Genomic DNA, 14,414 nt, shown 5'->3' on the forward strand with positions numbered 1-14,414 from the left:
CGGTCATGAGCCTGGAAAACATTTCCTGCCAGAAAAGCTTCGGCGGCTGGCACAAGCGTTACCGGCATCGTTCTGAAGTGCTTGGTTGCGACATGGTGTTCGCCGTGTACCTGCCACCACAGGCTGAGCAGGGCGGCAAGCTGCCGGTGCTGTATTGGCTGTCCGGATTGACCTGCACCGACGAAAACTTCATGCAAAAGGCCGGTGCCCAGCGCATGGCCGCCGAGTTGGGGCTGATTATCGTGGCGCCGGACACCAGCCCACGTGGTGCCGACGTACCGGGCGATCCGGACGGTGCCTGGGACTTCGGCCTGGGTGCGGGGTTTTATCTGAACGCCACGCAGGATCCTTGGGCGCGGCACTATCGGATGCATGACTATGTCGTGCAGGAATTGCCGGCGTTGGTTGAAGCGCATTTCCCGGCTTCGGATAAACGTGGCATCAGCGGTCATTCCATGGGCGGTCATGGCGCGCTTGTGTGCGCCTTGCGCAACCCTGGGCGTTACCGTTCGGTGTCGGCCTTTTCGCCGATCAACAATCCGATGGATTGCCCATGGGGACAGAAAGCGTTCTCTCGCTACCTTGGGGAAGATCGCTCGAAATGGCGCGAGTGGGATGCGTGCGCGTTGATCGCCGAGGCGAGCGAAAAGCTGCCGCTGCTGGTGGACCAGGGGGATCGCGACGACTTCCTCGCCAACCAACTGAAGCCCGAGGCCTTGCAGCAAGCGGCGAAGGCGGCTGGCCATCCGTTGGAATTGCGCCTGCAGCCGGGCTATGACCACAGCTACTTCTTCATCGCCAGCTTCATCGATGATCACTTGCAACATCATGCACGCGCTCTAAACGGCTAATGCAGGTAGAATCACGCCCTGACAAAAATCGGGGCGTTTTTTTATGCGTATTGGCCACGGCTACGATGTTCACCGTTTCGCTGAAGGCGACTTCATTACTCTGGGCGGCGTGCGGATCGCACACGGCTTCGGGCTGCTCGCGCATTCTGACGGTGATGTCCTGCTGCATGCCTTGAGCGATGCTCTGCTCGGCGCGGCTGCCCTGGGCGATATCGGCAAGCACTTTCCCGACACTGACCCGCAATTCAAGGGCGCCGACAGCCGAGTGCTGCTGCGCCATGTGGTTTCGTTGATCCACGCCAAGGGCTGGAAAGTCGGCAACGTCGACAACACCATCGTTGCCCAAGCCCCCAAAATGGCTCCGCACATCGAAGCGATGCGCCAGTTGATTGCCGAGGATCTTCAAGTTGAGTTGGACCAAGTGAACGTGAAAGCCACCACCACCGAGAAGCTTGGCTTTGTCGGTCGCGAAGAAGGTATTGCCGTCCATTCCGTTGCCTTGTTGCTGCGCCCATGACCGAACAGGAACTATTGGGGCCGCGGGCCCATGGTGAGTCGTTGGGCAGTGCGGTACTCAAGGCCAGCGCTGAAGATTTCCAGGTCGATGAAGTACTCGACATCCCGTTGACCGGCGATGGCGAGCACCTGTGGATCTGGGTGGAAAAACGTGGCTTGAACACCGAAGAGGCTGCCCGGCGTATCGCCAAGGCCGCCGGCGTACCGTTGCGCACCGTCAGCTACGCCGGGCTCAAGGATCGTCAGGCCCTGACCCGTCAGTGGTTCAGCGTGCAATTGCCCGGCAAGGCTGATCCGGATTTGTCGGCGGCAGAGAACGACACGCTGAAAATCCTCAAGACCGCTCGCCACCGGCGCAAGCTGCAGCGTGGCGCGCACTCGGCCAACGGCTTTACCTTGCGCCTGACCCAGTTCAAGGGCGACAAGGACGCCATCGACGCGCGTCTGCAGCAGATCGTGCGTCTGGGGATCCCCAACTATTTCGGCGCCCAGCGCTTTGGCCACGACGGCGGAAACGTGGTCGATGCCCGCGCCTGGGCTGCACGCAAGGCTTTGCCGGAACAGCGCAACGTACGTTCGAGGCTGTTGTCGACGGCGCGCAGTTTCCTGTTCAACAAAGTGCTGGCGGCCCGGGTGGCCGACGGTACCTGGCAACAAGCCCGGGTGGGCGACTTGCTGGCATTTACCGACAGCCGTAGCTTCTTTCCGGCCGGAGAGGCCGAGTGCAGCGATCCGCGCCTGGCGATTCTCGACCTGCATCCCACTGGACCGCAGTGGGGCGAGGGACCTTCGCCCGCCGCCGGAGAAATTTTCGAGCTGGAACAGGCGATTGCCCAAGGCGAGGCTGACCTTCGGGATTGGTTGATAAACGCGGGAATGAGTCACGAACGTCGCATCCTGCGACTGCCCATTGGCGGGCTGTCGTGGCATTATCCCGAGCCTGACATTCTGCAACTGGAATTCGTCCTGCCGGCCGGATGTTTCGCCACTGTCTTGGTGCGCGAACTCGTCGATCTGGTGCCGGTGGGGCAGACGGACAGCCCATGCGTATTCTGATTTCTAACGACGACGGGGTGACAGCACCCGGTCTTGCCGCGCTTTATGCTGCGCTGGCGGATTTTGCCGAGTGCGTGGTGATCGCCCCGGACCAGGACAAAAGCGGCGCCAGCAGCTCGCTGACGCTCGACCGTCCGCTGCACCCGTGCTATCTGGACAACGGCTTCATCAGTCTCAACGGTACGCCAACCGATTGCGTGCACCTGGGCCTGAACGGCTTGTTGGAGCGCGAGCCGGACATGGTGGTCTCAGGTATAAACCTGGGCGCCAACCTGGGTGACGATGTGTTGTATTCAGGCACTGTCGCCGCAGCCTTGGAAGGTCGTTTCCTGAACCAGACGTCCTTTGCCTTTTCGTTTGTTTCACGGCAGGTCGACAACTTGCCCACCGCCGCCTACTTTGCCCGCAAATTGGTAGAGGCCCACGGTGAGCTGGATCTGCCGCCGCGCACGGTACTGAACGTGAACATTCCGAACTTGCCGCTCGACCACATTCGTGGCATCCAGCTCACTCGCCTGGGCCACCGTGCCCGCGCCGCCCGACCGATGCACGTCGTTGATCCGCGCGGCAAGGCTGGTTACTGGATTGCCGCTGCCGGCGACGCCGAAGATGGTGGGCCCGGCACGGATTTCCATGCCGTGATGCAAGGCTATGTCTCGATCACGCCCTTGCAGCTCGATCGAACCTTCAATGAAGCCTTCAGGCATCTTGATGGCTGGCTGGAGGGGCTGCACTGATGGCGCGTGAACAAGACGATATGCTGCGCCGAGGCATCGGCATGACCTCCCAGCGTACTCGGGAGCGATTGATCCAGCGGCTTTACGAAGAAGGCCTGTCCAACGCTCAGGTCCTGGAAGTCATCCGACGCACGCCACGGCATTTGTTCGTCGATGAGGCCCTGGCCCATCGCGCTTACGAAGACACCGCATTGCCGATCGGCCACAACCAGACCATTTCCCAGCCTTATATGGTCGCCCGCATGAGCGAGTTGCTGCTGGAGGCGGGGCCGCTGGACAAAGTGCTGGAGATCGGCACGGGCTCGGGCTACCAGACGGCCGTGTTGTCGCAATTGGTCGAGCGGGTGTTTTCCGTGGAGCGGATCAAGGTGCTGCAGGACCGCGCCAAGGAACGCCTGGTGGAATTGAACCTGCGCAACGTGGTGTTTCGCTGGGGCGATGGCTGGGAAGGTTGGCCGGCCCTGGCGCCTTATAACGGCATTATCGTGACGGCCGTCGCTACCGACGTACCCCAGGCCTTGCTGGATCAGCTCGCTCCCGGTGGGCGGCTGGTCATTCCGGTGGGCGCGGGCGAAGTCCAGCAATTGATGTTGATCGTGCGCGAAGAACACGGCTTCTCGCGACACGTCCTGGGAGCGGTGCGTTTCGTGCCGCTGCTCAATGGGCCGTTGGCCTGAGCATTTATAAACGGGCGCTGAATTCCACGGCCTGTGCTGTGTCTTACAGCAGCACGGATCAGTCCAGCGTCGAATTGCCAAACGGCGTTCAACAGCGTCGAGCAAACGTGTGCGGCGGTGCCCAGAGCTTCCTTTATAGAAGCACGGTATCGGCCAGCCACGGGGCAACATGTCTGCCTGGACAGGCAGTTTTCAATATCTTCAGCCACCACAAAGGGAGCGGCGGGTGAGTCTCACAGTCATTGCGCAGCGTATGGGTATCACGAGCTTTAAGCGCCTGGTGACTGGCCTTTTCTTGAGTACCTTGCTGGTCGGTTGTTCCAGTACCCCGTCGGGTAATGTCCGGGTAGTGGATCGCAACAATGCGACGCCAGAGCGTCCTACGGTAACGACCGGGCAGTATGTAGTCCGTCGCGGCGATACGCTGTTTTCCATCGCTTTTCGCTACGGTTGGGACTACAAAGCCCTCGCGGCCCGGAACAACATTCCTGCGCCTTATACGATTCACCCAGGTCAGACAATTCGCTTTGACGGTCGCAGCGGTTCAACGCCTACGGCGGTCGTCACGCAGTCGGGTTCGACCCCTTCGTCCTCGAGCAAAACCACCGTTATTCGTCGTCCGGCCACCGCTGGAACGGCGACTGTACCGTCCGTCGCGAGCAAACCGGCACCCGCTCCGATGCCTCCGGCAGGCCCCGCCCCGACTGGCTGGGGATGGCCTTCTAATGGCGTTCTCATTGGAAAATTCTCTTCAAACGGTAGTTTGAATAAAGGAATTGATATCGCCGGGGATTTGGGACAGCCTGTTTTTGCCGCGTCTGATGGCACGGTTGTGTACGCCGGGAGTGGTTTGAGGGGCTACGGCGAACTCGTGATCATCAAACACAGCGATACCTACGTCAGTGCCTACGGTCATAACCGCAGGCTGTTGGTTCGGGAGGGGCAGCAGGTCAAGGTCGGGCAGACAATTGCCGAAATGGGATCGACGGGTACAGACCGGGTGAAACTGCATTTTGAGATTCGCCGACAAGGTAAGCCTGTAGATCCGCTGCAATTCCTGCCACGTCGTTGATTTGCATGTCAGCCTGTTCCGTCACGTAGAGGGAACAGGCTCCAGCGTTGCCAAGGATAAAGGCGTCGCTCGAGCTTGAGGTCGAACTCACCAAAGGACTATAACAATGGCTCTCAGTAAAGAAGTGCCGGAGTTTGACATCGACGATGAGGTTCTCCTGATGGAGACCGGCATCGCTATGGATTCGATGTCGAACGATGAAGGGGCGACTCCACCTTCCGTTCGTGCCAAATCCAAACACTCCGCTTCACTTAAACAACATAAGTACATCGATTACACCCGGGCGCTGGACGCCACTCAGCTGTACCTCAACGAAATCGGTTTCTCGCCGCTGCTCTCCCCCGAGGAAGAAGTTCATTTTGCGCGGCTGTCGCAAAGTGGCGACCCGGCTGGCCGAAAACGCATGATTGAAAGCAACCTGCGCCTGGTGGTGAAAATCGCCCGACGCTACGTTAATCGTGGGCTTTCGCTGCTGGACCTGATCGAAGAGGGCAACCTGGGGCTAATTCGCGCGGTCGAGAAATTCGACCCTGAGCGCGGCTTCCGTTTCTCGACCTATGCGACCTGGTGGATCCGCCAGACCATCGAACGGGCGATCATGAACCAGACCCGGACCATCCGGTTGCCGATTCATGTGGTCAAGGAGCTGAACGTCTACCTGCGGGCCGCCCGTGAGTTGACCCAGAAGCTCGACCACGAACCTTCGCCCGAAGAGATCGCCAACCTGCTGGAAAAACCGGTGGGCGAGGTCAAGCGCATGCTTGGGCTCAACGAGCGAGTTTCCTCGGTGGACGTTTCCCTGGGGCCGGACTCGGATAAGACGTTGCTGGATACCCTTACCGATGATCGTCCGACTGACCCGTGCGAGTTGCTCCAGGATGACGATTTGTCCCAGAGCATCGACCAATGGCTTTCGGAACTGACCGACAAGCAGCGGGAAGTAGTGATTCGTCGCTTCGGCTTGCGTGGGCATGAAAGCAGTACGCTGGAGGATGTCGGGCTGGAGATCGGGTTGACCCGTGAGCGGGTTCGGCAGATCCAGGTCGAAGGTCTCAAGCGTTTGCGGGAGATCCTGGAGAAGAACGGCTTGTCGAGTGAGTCGTTGTTTCAGTAACAGTTAGCAAGCGCAGCAGATAAAGCCCCGACCGGTTCGGGGCTTTTGCGTTTCTGGGTAAGTGTGATCTTTCTGGTCCTACCCGTTTTGTAGTTTCAGTTTGTAAGCCTTTGCCTAGTGTTGCGTAAGCGATCGGTTTCCTATCGCCGTGATAGACCGCTATAAATGCTGTGATTTTTTTATATCTTTCTGATTTTTAAAGAAAATTATCTCATGAAGATGGTGTGACAAAGTAAGCCACCTGTATCAGCCGCGTTGCACTCGCCTCGGAAAACACTAATATCAGTCCTGTGTCGACGGACAGACACACCCCTCAAGGACGATGGGAATGGAAGGACATCGCAGGATGCGATTCATCAGGACGATGAAAAGGATTAAAGGGATTAGGGAAAAAATGTGGGCGGGTCAAACCGCCCCTTTTTTTGCCTGCGATTTGGCTCCAGGCAATAAAAAAGGCCCGCAAGGGGCCTTTTTGTGACACAGGAAAGATCAGCGCTCGAGGTCTGCGATCTTGCCTGGCTTGCCATCCCACTCTTCGGCGTCCGGCAGGGCGTCTTTCTTCTCGGTGATGTTCGGCCAGATGTCCGCCAGTTCAGCGTTCAGCTCGATGAAGTTCTCCATGCCGGTCGGCACTTCGTCTTCCGAGAAAATGGCATTCGCCGGGCATTCCGGTTCACACAGGGCGCAGTCGATGCACTCGTCCGGGTGAATGACCAGGAAATTCGGGCCTTCGTAAAAGCAGTCCACCGGACACACTTCTACGCAGTCGGTGTACTTGCACTTGATGCAGTTGTCGGTGACGACGAAGGTCATTTCTAATTCTCTCCTCAGGCGGCTGCGGCGAAGCCCCTTCACGGTGGGGGTCGCGGGGTTTGGGAGCGATAATCTGCAAACCCAGGCTAATAGGCAGCAGCATCCCAAACCGCGCGAGATTCTAACAGCTTGAAAGCCTGTGCGTTAGATCCGTGTCTTCAATGTATAGAGTAAATCCAGTGCCCGACGTGGGGTCAGGTCGTCCAGATCGAGCTTGGCCAGTTCATCGAGCACCGGATGCGGCAGGCTGGCGAACAGGTCGCTCTGCTGTGGCGCGGCCGGTTTGCCTTTGGTCGGGCGCGGTGCTTCGTGGGGCAGGCTGGTGGTTTCCAGGCGGCTCAGGTGCTCGCGGGCGCGGCTGATCACGTCGCTTGGCACGCCGGCCAGCTGTGCCACTGCCAATCCATAGCTTTGGCTGGCTGGGCCGGGCAATACATGGTGCAGGAAGACGATGCGCTCGTTGTGCTCGGTGGCGTTGAGGTGGACGTTGGCCACCAGCGGTTGGCTTTCCGGCAGCACGGTCAATTCGAAATAGTGGGTCGCGAACAGCGTGTAGGCCCGCAACTGGGCGAGACGTTCTGCCGCAGCCCAAGCCAGGGACAAGCCGTCGAAGGTGCTGGTGCCGCGTCCGACTTCGTCCATCAGCACCAGGCTGCGCTCGGTGGCGTTGTGCAGGATATTCGCGGTTTCACTCATTTCCACCATGAACGTCGAACGACCACCGGCCAGGTCATCGCTGGAACCGATCCGGGTGAAGATGCGGTCTACCAAGGACAATTCGCAGCTGGCCGCCGGGACGAAGCTGCCAATGTGGGCCAGCAGCACGATCAATGCCGTCTGGCGCATATAGGTGGATTTACCGCCCATGTTCGGACCGGTGATCACCAGCATTCGGGTGTTGTCGTCCAGGCTCAGGTCGTTGGCCACGAACGGCGTGGTCAGCACTTGCTCGACCACTGGGTGACGACCCTGGCTGATGCGCATGCACGGCTCGCTGACGAAGCGTGGGCAGTTGAGGTCCAGGTTCAGGGCGCGTTCGGCCAGGTTGCTCAGTACATCCAGTTCCGCCAGGGCGGCGGCAGTGTCCTGCAACGGCGGGAGCTGGCTGATCAGATCTTCGAGCAGCGCTTCGTAGAGCATCTTTTCCCGGGCAAGGGCACGGCTCTTGGCGGACAGCGCCTTGTCTTCGAACGCCTTGAGCTCCGGCGTGATGAAACGCTCGGCACCCTTGAGGGTCTGGCGGCGAATGTAATCGGCCGGGGCTTGCTCGGCCTGCTTGCTCGGCAGTTCGATGAAGTAACCGTGGATGCGGTTGTAGCCGACCTTGAGGTTGGCAAGACCGGTGCGGGCTTTTTCCCGGGCTTCGAGGTCGATCAGGAACTGGCCGGCGTTCTCACTCAGCGATTGCAACTCGTCGAGTTCGGCGTCGTAGCCGGTTTTCAGCACGCCACCGTCACGGATCACCGCTGGCGGGTTGTCGATAATGGCTTTTTCCAGCAGCGCGGCCAGCTCCGGGTAGGTGCTGGTGGTGCGCGCCAGTTGCTGCAGGTGCGGCGCTTCGAGGTCGGTCATCGCCACTTGCAATTCCGGCAGCGCGCCGAGAGCGTCGCGCAAGCGCGCCAAATCGCGGGGACGGGCGTTGCGCAAGCCGATACGGGCGAGAATCCGCTCGATGTCGCCGATTTCCTTGAGCTGCGGTTGCAATTGCTCGAAGCGATAACGGTTCAGCAGGCAAGTAATGGACGACTGGCGCGCGGTCAGTACCGTCAGGTCCCGCAGCGGACGGTTCAACCAGCGGGTCAGCAGGCGACTGCCCATGGCGGTCTGGCAGCGATCGACCACCGATTGCAAGGTGTTGTCGCGACCGCCGGCCAGGTTGGTGTCCAGCTCCAGGTTGCGTCGGCTCGCGCCGTCCAGCACCACCGTGTCGTCCAGGCGTTCGTGACGCAGGCTGCGCAAATGGGGCAGGGCGGTGCGCTGGGTTTCCTTGGCGTAGGCCAGCAGGCAACCGGCCGCGCCGATGGCCAGGGTCAGGTTCTCGCAACCGAAGCCCTTCAGGTCCTGGGTGGAAAACTGCTGGCAGAGACTTTTCAACGCCGAATCGCGCTCGAAATCCCACGGTGCCCGACGACGCACGCCACGGCGTTTTTCCGCCGGCAGGTCTTTGGGCCAGTCATCGGGAATCAACAGCTCCACTGGATTGACCCGCTCCAGCTCCGCCAGCAGGTTTTCCCAGCCCTTGATTTCCAGCACCGAGAAATTGCCGCTGGTGATGTCCAGCACGGCCAGGCCGAACAGGCGCTCGTCACCGAGGACTGCGGCAATGAGGTTGTCCCGGCGCTCGTCCAGCAAGGCTTCGTCACTGACGGTACCCGGGGTGATGATCCGCACCACTTGGCGTTCCACCGGCCCTTTGCTCGTGGCCGGGTCACCGACTTGCTCGCAGATCACTACGGATTCGCCGAGCTTGACCAGCTTCGCCAGGTAACCTTCCGCCGCGTGGTAAGGAATCCCACACATCGGAATCGCCATGCCCGCCGATTGCCCACGCGCGGTCAGGGTGATGTCCAGCAGCTTGGCGGCCTTCTTTGCATCCTCGTAGAAGATCTCGTAGAAATCGCCCATGCGGTAGAACATCAGCTGATCGGGGTGCTGGTTCTTCAGGCGCCAGTACTGCTGCATCATCGGCGTGTGGGAGGACAGATCTGAAATTGGCTTATTCATCAATGGCTTAGGCGTTTTCTTGAAAGTCTGTGGGGCAAAATTGGGGCATACCAAATGCTGAAATGGTTTGGAAGCATGCCCTGCGACAAAAGATAATCAGATTATCACAAGGGGGCTAGCCGGGCGGGACGAGGAGAGGTAGCTTTAAGCAGTGATGCTGCGTTGCCACTATCTTTCAGCTGGAGCTGCTATGAAGAAGGAATTCCCTGGGTATTTTGCCAACCATAGCAGTGATCTTGAACGACTCTGGGAAGGGTGTCTTTTTGTTCTAGATGCCAATGTACTTCTTAATTTATACCGCTATTCAGATGCTACACGGGCAGAGCTTCTAAAAGTCTTTAACTCTCTTGCTGAGCGGCTGTGGGTTCCGCATCAGGTTGCTCAGGAGTATTTGGTTAACAGGCTCAAGGTTGTTGGTGAGCAGGTTAAGGTCTATGAGGAGACCGTAAAAAATGTAGAGACTTTAAAGAAAAGTTTGGAAAACGTTAATCATCACCCATTTGTAAGCCTGGAAACTCTGAAAGATAGTGTTGCGGTATTTGAGCGGCTTGTTTTGGAGTTGAATGATAATAAAGTTGTGCATGAAGAAAGAATAAGCTCAGATGAAATAAAGGATCAGCTTGAGGTTCTCCTCGATGGGAGGGTGGGAGAAGCATTTGAAAGGGAAAAAATGGAAGCAGTTTTGAGGGATGGAAAAGTCAGGTATGAGCAAAAAATTCCTCCAGGTTATAAGGATGGAAAAAAAGGCGGGGATTCGATTGTTTTCTCCGAGCTTTGTAAGCCGTTTGGAGATTACGTTGTCTGGCTGCAAATACTTGAAAAGGCAAAGGGTTCCGATAAATCAGTAATATTTGTTACCGGAGACAATAAAGAAGATTGGTGGCTGAGCTTTCAGGGTAAAACAGTGGGGCCGCAGCCGGATTTGATTCATGAGTTTTTTTCAGAAACAAATAATTCGTTCTATATGTATTCTCCGGACCGGTTCTTGGAGCGGGCTAATAAATTTTTGCAGCAAGAAACCTCTCAGAACGCTATGAATGAGATACGTAGCCTCCGGGACGAGGATGAAGAATCTGCGCTCGAAGCAGCTTTATTGGATGTTGCTATTAATGGGGCTTGGCCTTCACTTACTTCTGATCCAGCGAAAGTCGAACTGCCATGGAATGAAGAGTACAATCGTAAAGTTATTGAAATTGCAGAGATGAAAAAAACGTTTGTACGTAAATCGATTGAGCTAAACCATCGCTTAGAGGCTGAGAAAGTTAGCCTTCGGAAAAACTCTACAGATTATGACAACATAATGAGCGGTGCTTATGGTGCTGTCAGCAGTGAGTTTATTTCAAGTGTGAAACAAGCGGTAATTCAAGGAAAGACTGCTGTCAGGAACCTACAGGCCGAGTTGGCGGTAATCAGAGATGAAATTATTGTGCTTGGTGGACATCGAAAAAACCTAGCTGAAAAATACTTATAATAATGGCGCCTACTTGGGCGCCATGTGTTACATGGCCTTGGCGTTTAATGCCGACCAAATCCTCTCCAGTTCAGAAGGTGATTCGTCGTCCATCCATTTTGCATACACCTCTACTAACATCGTGAAGTCTTTGTGGCCCATCTGCTTTGCGATAAACGCCAGGTTACCGCGAGCAGTAAGGCACCAACACGCGTAGGTGTGCCGAGTCTGATATGGACGGCGTGGACGAATGCCGGAGCGCCTTTGGATCGCTGCCCATTTGGTATTCCAAGCGGTAGGGACATACCAGAAGTTAATAAGTTTCTTACGTGCTTGTGTACTTGGGGAGAGCACAGGGGTTACCTTCTCCCTCCGACTTTCGTGCCTATTCTGGAACACCTCAATAGATCGGGTGGGATGATCAGCAACCAATGACATGAGAACCCGACAGGCCTCTGTTGCTGGGGGCATCAACAGAACTGTGCGCGGTTTTCCTGTCTTTGGTACCTTGAACGTGCCATTAGCGGTGATAGAGCGATTGATGTGGATCTGTCGAGCCTCAAGATCGATATCTTCCACAGCTAGCGCACATAGTTCGCCTGGTCGAAGCCCGGTATATACCGCCAGTGTGATAGCCGCAGAATCTTGTGGGTGAAGACATCCTGAATTGATCAGCCGCTGGAACTCGTCATGAGTAAGCGGATCAGGCTCTCGATCTTGCATTGCGAATCTGTGACAGGCCTCCGACAGCCCTTTACGGCAGTATCCATTGGTCTCGCACCAGTTCAGAAAGCCAGCGAACGTTGCAAGGTAGTGGTTCACCGTGGAAGGTGCTCGATCTGCGATCAACAAGGTTCTCAGCAACTGAATATCCTCGGGAAGCAGGACGCCGGCGAGCCTATCTTTGCCGACAAGGCCAGCGCAGATATCCAGCGCGTAACCGTATTTCTCCTCGGTCATTGGAGTGATGTCTACCGCTTTGAGCGGTTTATAGCGCTCCAACAATGCACCGACTTTTTCGTCTCTGACGCTGCTGTAATTGGTGGCGTGTTTCGAGTTAGGGAAGTGCCGCCCATAGTTGAAGTGACCGGTTTTGATTTCATGAAGAATCGCCGCCCTTAACAGGGCGGCATGTTTGATATTGGCTTTAGTGACCGGAAGTCCTAGGGACTCGCGACAACGTATCCGCCGCCACATGAAAACTATTCGGAGGTTACCGCCATGTACTTCAATCCCCTTGTGCTTTGCCAGCTCGGTTTCTAGGCCGCTTCCTGAGGTGCGCTCTCGGCCCACTTGTCATACTCCGTCATATTGATTGCGATTCGGCCGTCCGGCGTTTTGCGCCATACACGGCCTTGGGCCCAGGTCCCGTTCTTAACTTTGTGGCGGATAGCGTCTTCGCTGTAACCTGTGAGTTCTGATGCGCGATTAATCATCACCCAGCGTGGAAGGCTCATGCCGCCTCCTTCATGGGCTCGCGTTCTTGAGCCGTATTTGCATTGATCAATGCCATCATGGGCCAGGGAGATACAGAGTTCCCTACCATCAATACCTGGTCTTTCTTGCTGAACTTCTGGCCGTCGTGGCCATGGTCAATCACGTAGTTGGCCGGAAAGCCCTGGGCTCGGTAAAGTTCCCGTGGCGTCAGCATGCGCATACCAATGTCGACGATGACGTATGGCGTGCCCTTGATCACCACGGTAACCAGGGCCAGCCGATCCCGTGTGGTGATCGTGGCGGCCGGGTCCCGCAGGTCATAGATATTGTCGGTGCCGTAGTACCCCATCAGGAAAGCGGCTACGCGAAGAGCGCCTTCCTCCACCTCTGGGGCGAGTGTGTACTCGAGCAGCGCGTGATGTTCTGCGCCGGCACAGATAGTTGAGATTGGCTCACCCATCGCGCTGCCCACACAGTTCTTGCGCAGGGTCAGCAGATTGGCGGTCACCAACTGCTGTTGGCTGCCCGTCGTGGTTATCGCTGTCAGAGGTTGGTCTGGGTGCCGTCCCAGCGTTTCGTTGAAGCCGCCGTTGTGTTGTGCGATGTAGGCCACGGCGAGTGCGAAGTGTCCGCCCTTGACCTGTGCGCAGATGGTCCCCAGCGGTGCGTCAGCCGGCATGGTTCGCTGGGATGTCGCATTAGCGTGCTCTGTGAGGAAAGGCGCGACTTGTGGCGTCACCAGGGCGAAGCCATGCGCTCCGGTGATGGTCTTAGTTGGATCTTGCACGGACTGGCATCGTGCAATGTCGTTGCCTGAGTGGTTGACGCTTACGATGAACGGGTCGGCATGATCGACCACATAGCGGCGAGCACCTTTGCGCACTCGCTCCATGGTCTTGTCTGCCAATGGCCGGCGAACACCAGCGGCACGGCCTTCTTCTTTCGTCAGAAAGATGCTCGGGCAGGGGATCGACCAGTCGATGCAACTGGCTGCGTTACGCCAGGCTTTTTGGCCTTTTGCGGGTGCCTTGAAGTGGGTCGGCTCCGGCCAATACAGTGGCTTGCCATCGCATCGAGCTACCATGTATAGGCGTTCGCGTGTGGTAGCGGCGCCATAATCACAGGCTTTGAGCTTTCCATGCAGAATGTCATAACCCATGTTCTTGAGGATCTGCAGGAAGCGGCGCCAGGTCTTGCCCTTACGTTTCGGATCAGGCACCAGGTATTGATCCTGGACAGGAACGCGCTCGCCAGCTGCGGCCACGCTGCCATCGCGGCGAACCACCCGACCGGTGGTTTTGCATCGCTTAGCAATCAGGGGCCCCCATTGCAGGATCTGCCAGACGTTTTCCATAGTGATGAGGTCGGGTTTGACCTGTCCGGCCCACTTGACTGTGACCCACGATAGAGAGCGGCTGGCACTGCTGCGTGGTTGACCTCCGGCAGCAAGGCTGTGATGGGTACATTCTGGGCTTGCGTGTAGGTGTGCGACGGGGCGGCCTCGTGTCGCCTTTCGGGGGCACACCTCATAGACGTCCGAGATGTAGTGCTCTGCGCCTGGGTGGTTGCGCTTGTGCATGCTGATGGCTTTGGGGTTGTGGTTGATCGCGATATCCATGGCTTTGCCCGTGGCCATTTCCTGACCCATGGTTGCGCCGCCTCCACCGGCAAACAGGTCGACGCGGATCTTGCCCATGAGATCGAGGCCGAATTGGGTAATGACGGCAGTGCTTATTGGGGTTTGGGAAAAGGCGGTCATACCCAGCCTCCATGCTTATACCCCACGACAGGCTGCGCGAGCGGGCGATCCTGAGCGATTAGCGTTGCTTCAGTATGTGCTGCCCTGCGCAGCTTTTCGTGGGGTATAAGCGCCTCGGTGGTGCTGCTGGGAAGAGCAGTAATGCCTGCTGCTGCGCAGCAGAGACTGTTTTTTACAGGCGCGTCGACCCTGCTAACGCTGCGGAGCA

Annotated in this window: 13 protein-coding genes; 8 read left to right on the forward strand and 5 right to left on the reverse strand. The window is 57.4% G+C overall.

From position 1 onward, the window contains the following. Nucleotides 1-5 precede the first annotated feature (5 nt). From fghA to rpoS, 7 genes are all read left to right on the forward strand, one after another. Nucleotides 6-851 (forward strand): S-formylglutathione hydrolase, encoded by an 846-nt coding sequence (gene fghA / locus FHK92_RS17725; RefSeq protein ID WP_181289189.1) that lies wholly within the window; start codon nt 6-8, stop codon nt 849-851. 43 nt (nt 852-894) lie between these two features. Next, nucleotides 895-1,368, forward strand: coding sequence for a 2-C-methyl-D-erythritol 2,4-cyclodiphosphate synthase (gene ispF, locus FHK92_RS17730; protein ID WP_003184863.1), 474 nt, complete (start codon nt 895-897; stop codon nt 1,366-1,368). Beyond that, entirely contained in the window at nt 1,365-2,423 is a 1,059-nt protein-coding gene (gene truD / locus FHK92_RS17735; RefSeq protein WP_181289190.1) for a tRNA pseudouridine(13) synthase TruD, read from the forward strand. The genes ispF and truD overlap by 4 nt, the downstream gene beginning before the upstream one ends. Next, complete coding sequence (gene surE, locus FHK92_RS17740) at nt 2,411-3,160, forward strand: 5'/3'-nucleotidase SurE (protein ID WP_181289191.1); 750 nt, start codon at nt 2,411-2,413, stop codon at nt 3,158-3,160. The genes truD and surE overlap by 13 nt, the downstream gene beginning before the upstream one ends. Nucleotides 3,161-3,201: 41 nt before the next feature. Beyond that, nucleotides 3,202-3,837: a protein-L-isoaspartate(D-aspartate) O-methyltransferase gene (locus FHK92_RS17745; RefSeq protein WP_161796107.1), complete on the forward strand. Its 636-nt coding sequence runs from the start codon at nt 3,202-3,204 to the stop codon at nt 3,835-3,837. 226 nt (nt 3,838-4,063) lie between these two features. Beyond that, nucleotides 4,064-4,909 (forward strand): peptidoglycan DD-metalloendopeptidase family protein, encoded by an 846-nt coding sequence (locus FHK92_RS17750; RefSeq protein WP_181289192.1) that lies wholly within the window; start codon nt 4,064-4,066, stop codon nt 4,907-4,909. Nucleotides 4,910-5,015: 106 nt separating this feature from the next. Beyond that, on the forward strand, nt 5,016-6,023 hold the full coding sequence (rpoS, locus tag FHK92_RS17755) for an RNA polymerase sigma factor RpoS (RefSeq protein ID WP_003198289.1): 1,008 nt from the start codon (nt 5,016-5,018) through the stop codon (nt 6,021-6,023). A gap of 489 nt (nt 6,024-6,512) precedes the next feature. Here rpoS and fdxA read toward each other — a convergent pair whose 3' ends face one another. Together fdxA and mutS are read right to left on the reverse strand one after the other, a co-directional pair. Then, nucleotides 6,513-6,836, reverse strand: a complete 324-nt coding sequence (fdxA, locus tag FHK92_RS17760) for a ferredoxin FdxA (protein WP_181289193.1) — start codon at nt 6,834-6,836, stop codon at nt 6,513-6,515. A gap of 144 nt (nt 6,837-6,980) precedes the next feature. Beyond that, nucleotides 6,981-9,548: a DNA mismatch repair protein MutS gene (gene mutS / locus FHK92_RS17765; RefSeq protein ID WP_181289367.1), complete on the reverse strand. Its 2,568-nt coding sequence runs from the start codon at nt 9,546-9,548 to the stop codon at nt 6,981-6,983. Nucleotides 9,549-9,750: 202 nt separating this feature from the next. Here mutS and FHK92_RS17770 point away from each other — a divergent pair, with 202 nt between their 5' ends. Beyond that, nucleotides 9,751-11,031 (forward strand): PIN-like domain-containing protein, encoded by a 1,281-nt coding sequence (locus tag FHK92_RS17770; RefSeq protein WP_181289194.1) that lies wholly within the window; start codon nt 9,751-9,753, stop codon nt 11,029-11,031. A gap of 27 nt (nt 11,032-11,058) precedes the next feature. On the opposite strand, the gene FHK92_RS17775 is transcribed toward FHK92_RS17770, so the two are convergent. The 3 genes from FHK92_RS17775 to FHK92_RS17785 are packed head-to-tail and all read right to left on the reverse strand — an operon-like array spanning nt 11,059 to nt 14,206. Further along, the gene (locus FHK92_RS17775) at nt 11,059-12,303 is read right to left on the reverse strand and encodes a site-specific integrase (protein WP_181289195.1); all 1,245 of its coding nucleotides are present in this window, start codon (nt 12,301-12,303) and stop codon (nt 11,059-11,061) included. After that, entirely contained in the window at nt 12,270-12,467 is a 198-nt protein-coding gene (locus tag FHK92_RS17780; protein ID WP_159245118.1) for an excisionase, read from the reverse strand. Before FHK92_RS17780 ends, FHK92_RS17775 begins: the two co-directional genes overlap by 34 nt. Beyond that, on the reverse strand, nt 12,464-14,206 hold the full coding sequence (locus tag FHK92_RS17785; protein WP_181289196.1) for a DNA cytosine methyltransferase: 1,743 nt from the start codon (nt 14,204-14,206) through the stop codon (nt 12,464-12,466). The genes FHK92_RS17780 and FHK92_RS17785 overlap by 4 nt, the downstream gene beginning before the upstream one ends. Nucleotides 14,207-14,414 lie beyond the last annotated feature (208 nt).

It is taken from the genome of Pseudomonas brassicacearum subsp. neoaurantiaca, from assembly GCF_013608025.1.
GTDB lineage: Bacteria > Pseudomonadota > Gammaproteobacteria > Pseudomonadales > Pseudomonadaceae > Aquipseudomonas.

Excerpts from the sequence above, each read along its gene's own strand:
- fghA (WP_181289189.1), top strand. The coding sequence starts at position 6 with ATGAGCCTGGAAAACATTTCCTGCCAGAAAAGCTTCGGCGGCTGGCAC.
- ispF (WP_003184863.1), top strand. The coding sequence starts at position 895 with ATGCGTATTGGCCACGGCTACGATGTTCACCGTTTCGCTGAAGGCGAC.
- truD (WP_181289190.1), top strand. The coding sequence starts at position 1,365 with ATGACCGAACAGGAACTATTGGGGCCGCGGGCCCATGGTGAGTCGTTG.
- surE (WP_181289191.1), top strand. The coding sequence starts at position 2,411 with ATGCGTATTCTGATTTCTAACGACGACGGGGTGACAGCACCCGGTCTT.
- FHK92_RS17745 (WP_161796107.1), top strand. The coding sequence starts at position 3,202 with ATGACCTCCCAGCGTACTCGGGAGCGATTGATCCAGCGGCTTTACGAA.
- rpoS (WP_003198289.1), top strand. The coding sequence starts at position 5,016 with ATGGCTCTCAGTAAAGAAGTGCCGGAGTTTGACATCGACGATGAGGTT.
- fdxA (WP_181289193.1), bottom strand. The coding sequence starts at position 6,836 with ATGACCTTCGTCGTCACCGACAACTGCATCAAGTGCAAGTACACCGAC.
- FHK92_RS17770 (WP_181289194.1), top strand. The coding sequence starts at position 9,751 with ATGAAGAAGGAATTCCCTGGGTATTTTGCCAACCATAGCAGTGATCTT.
- FHK92_RS17780 (WP_159245118.1), bottom strand. The coding sequence starts at position 12,467 with ATGAGCCTTCCACGCTGGGTGATGATTAATCGCGCATCAGAACTCACA.
- FHK92_RS17785 (WP_181289196.1), bottom strand. The coding sequence starts at position 14,206 with ATGACCGCCTTTTCCCAAACCCCAATAAGCACTGCCGTCATTACCCAA.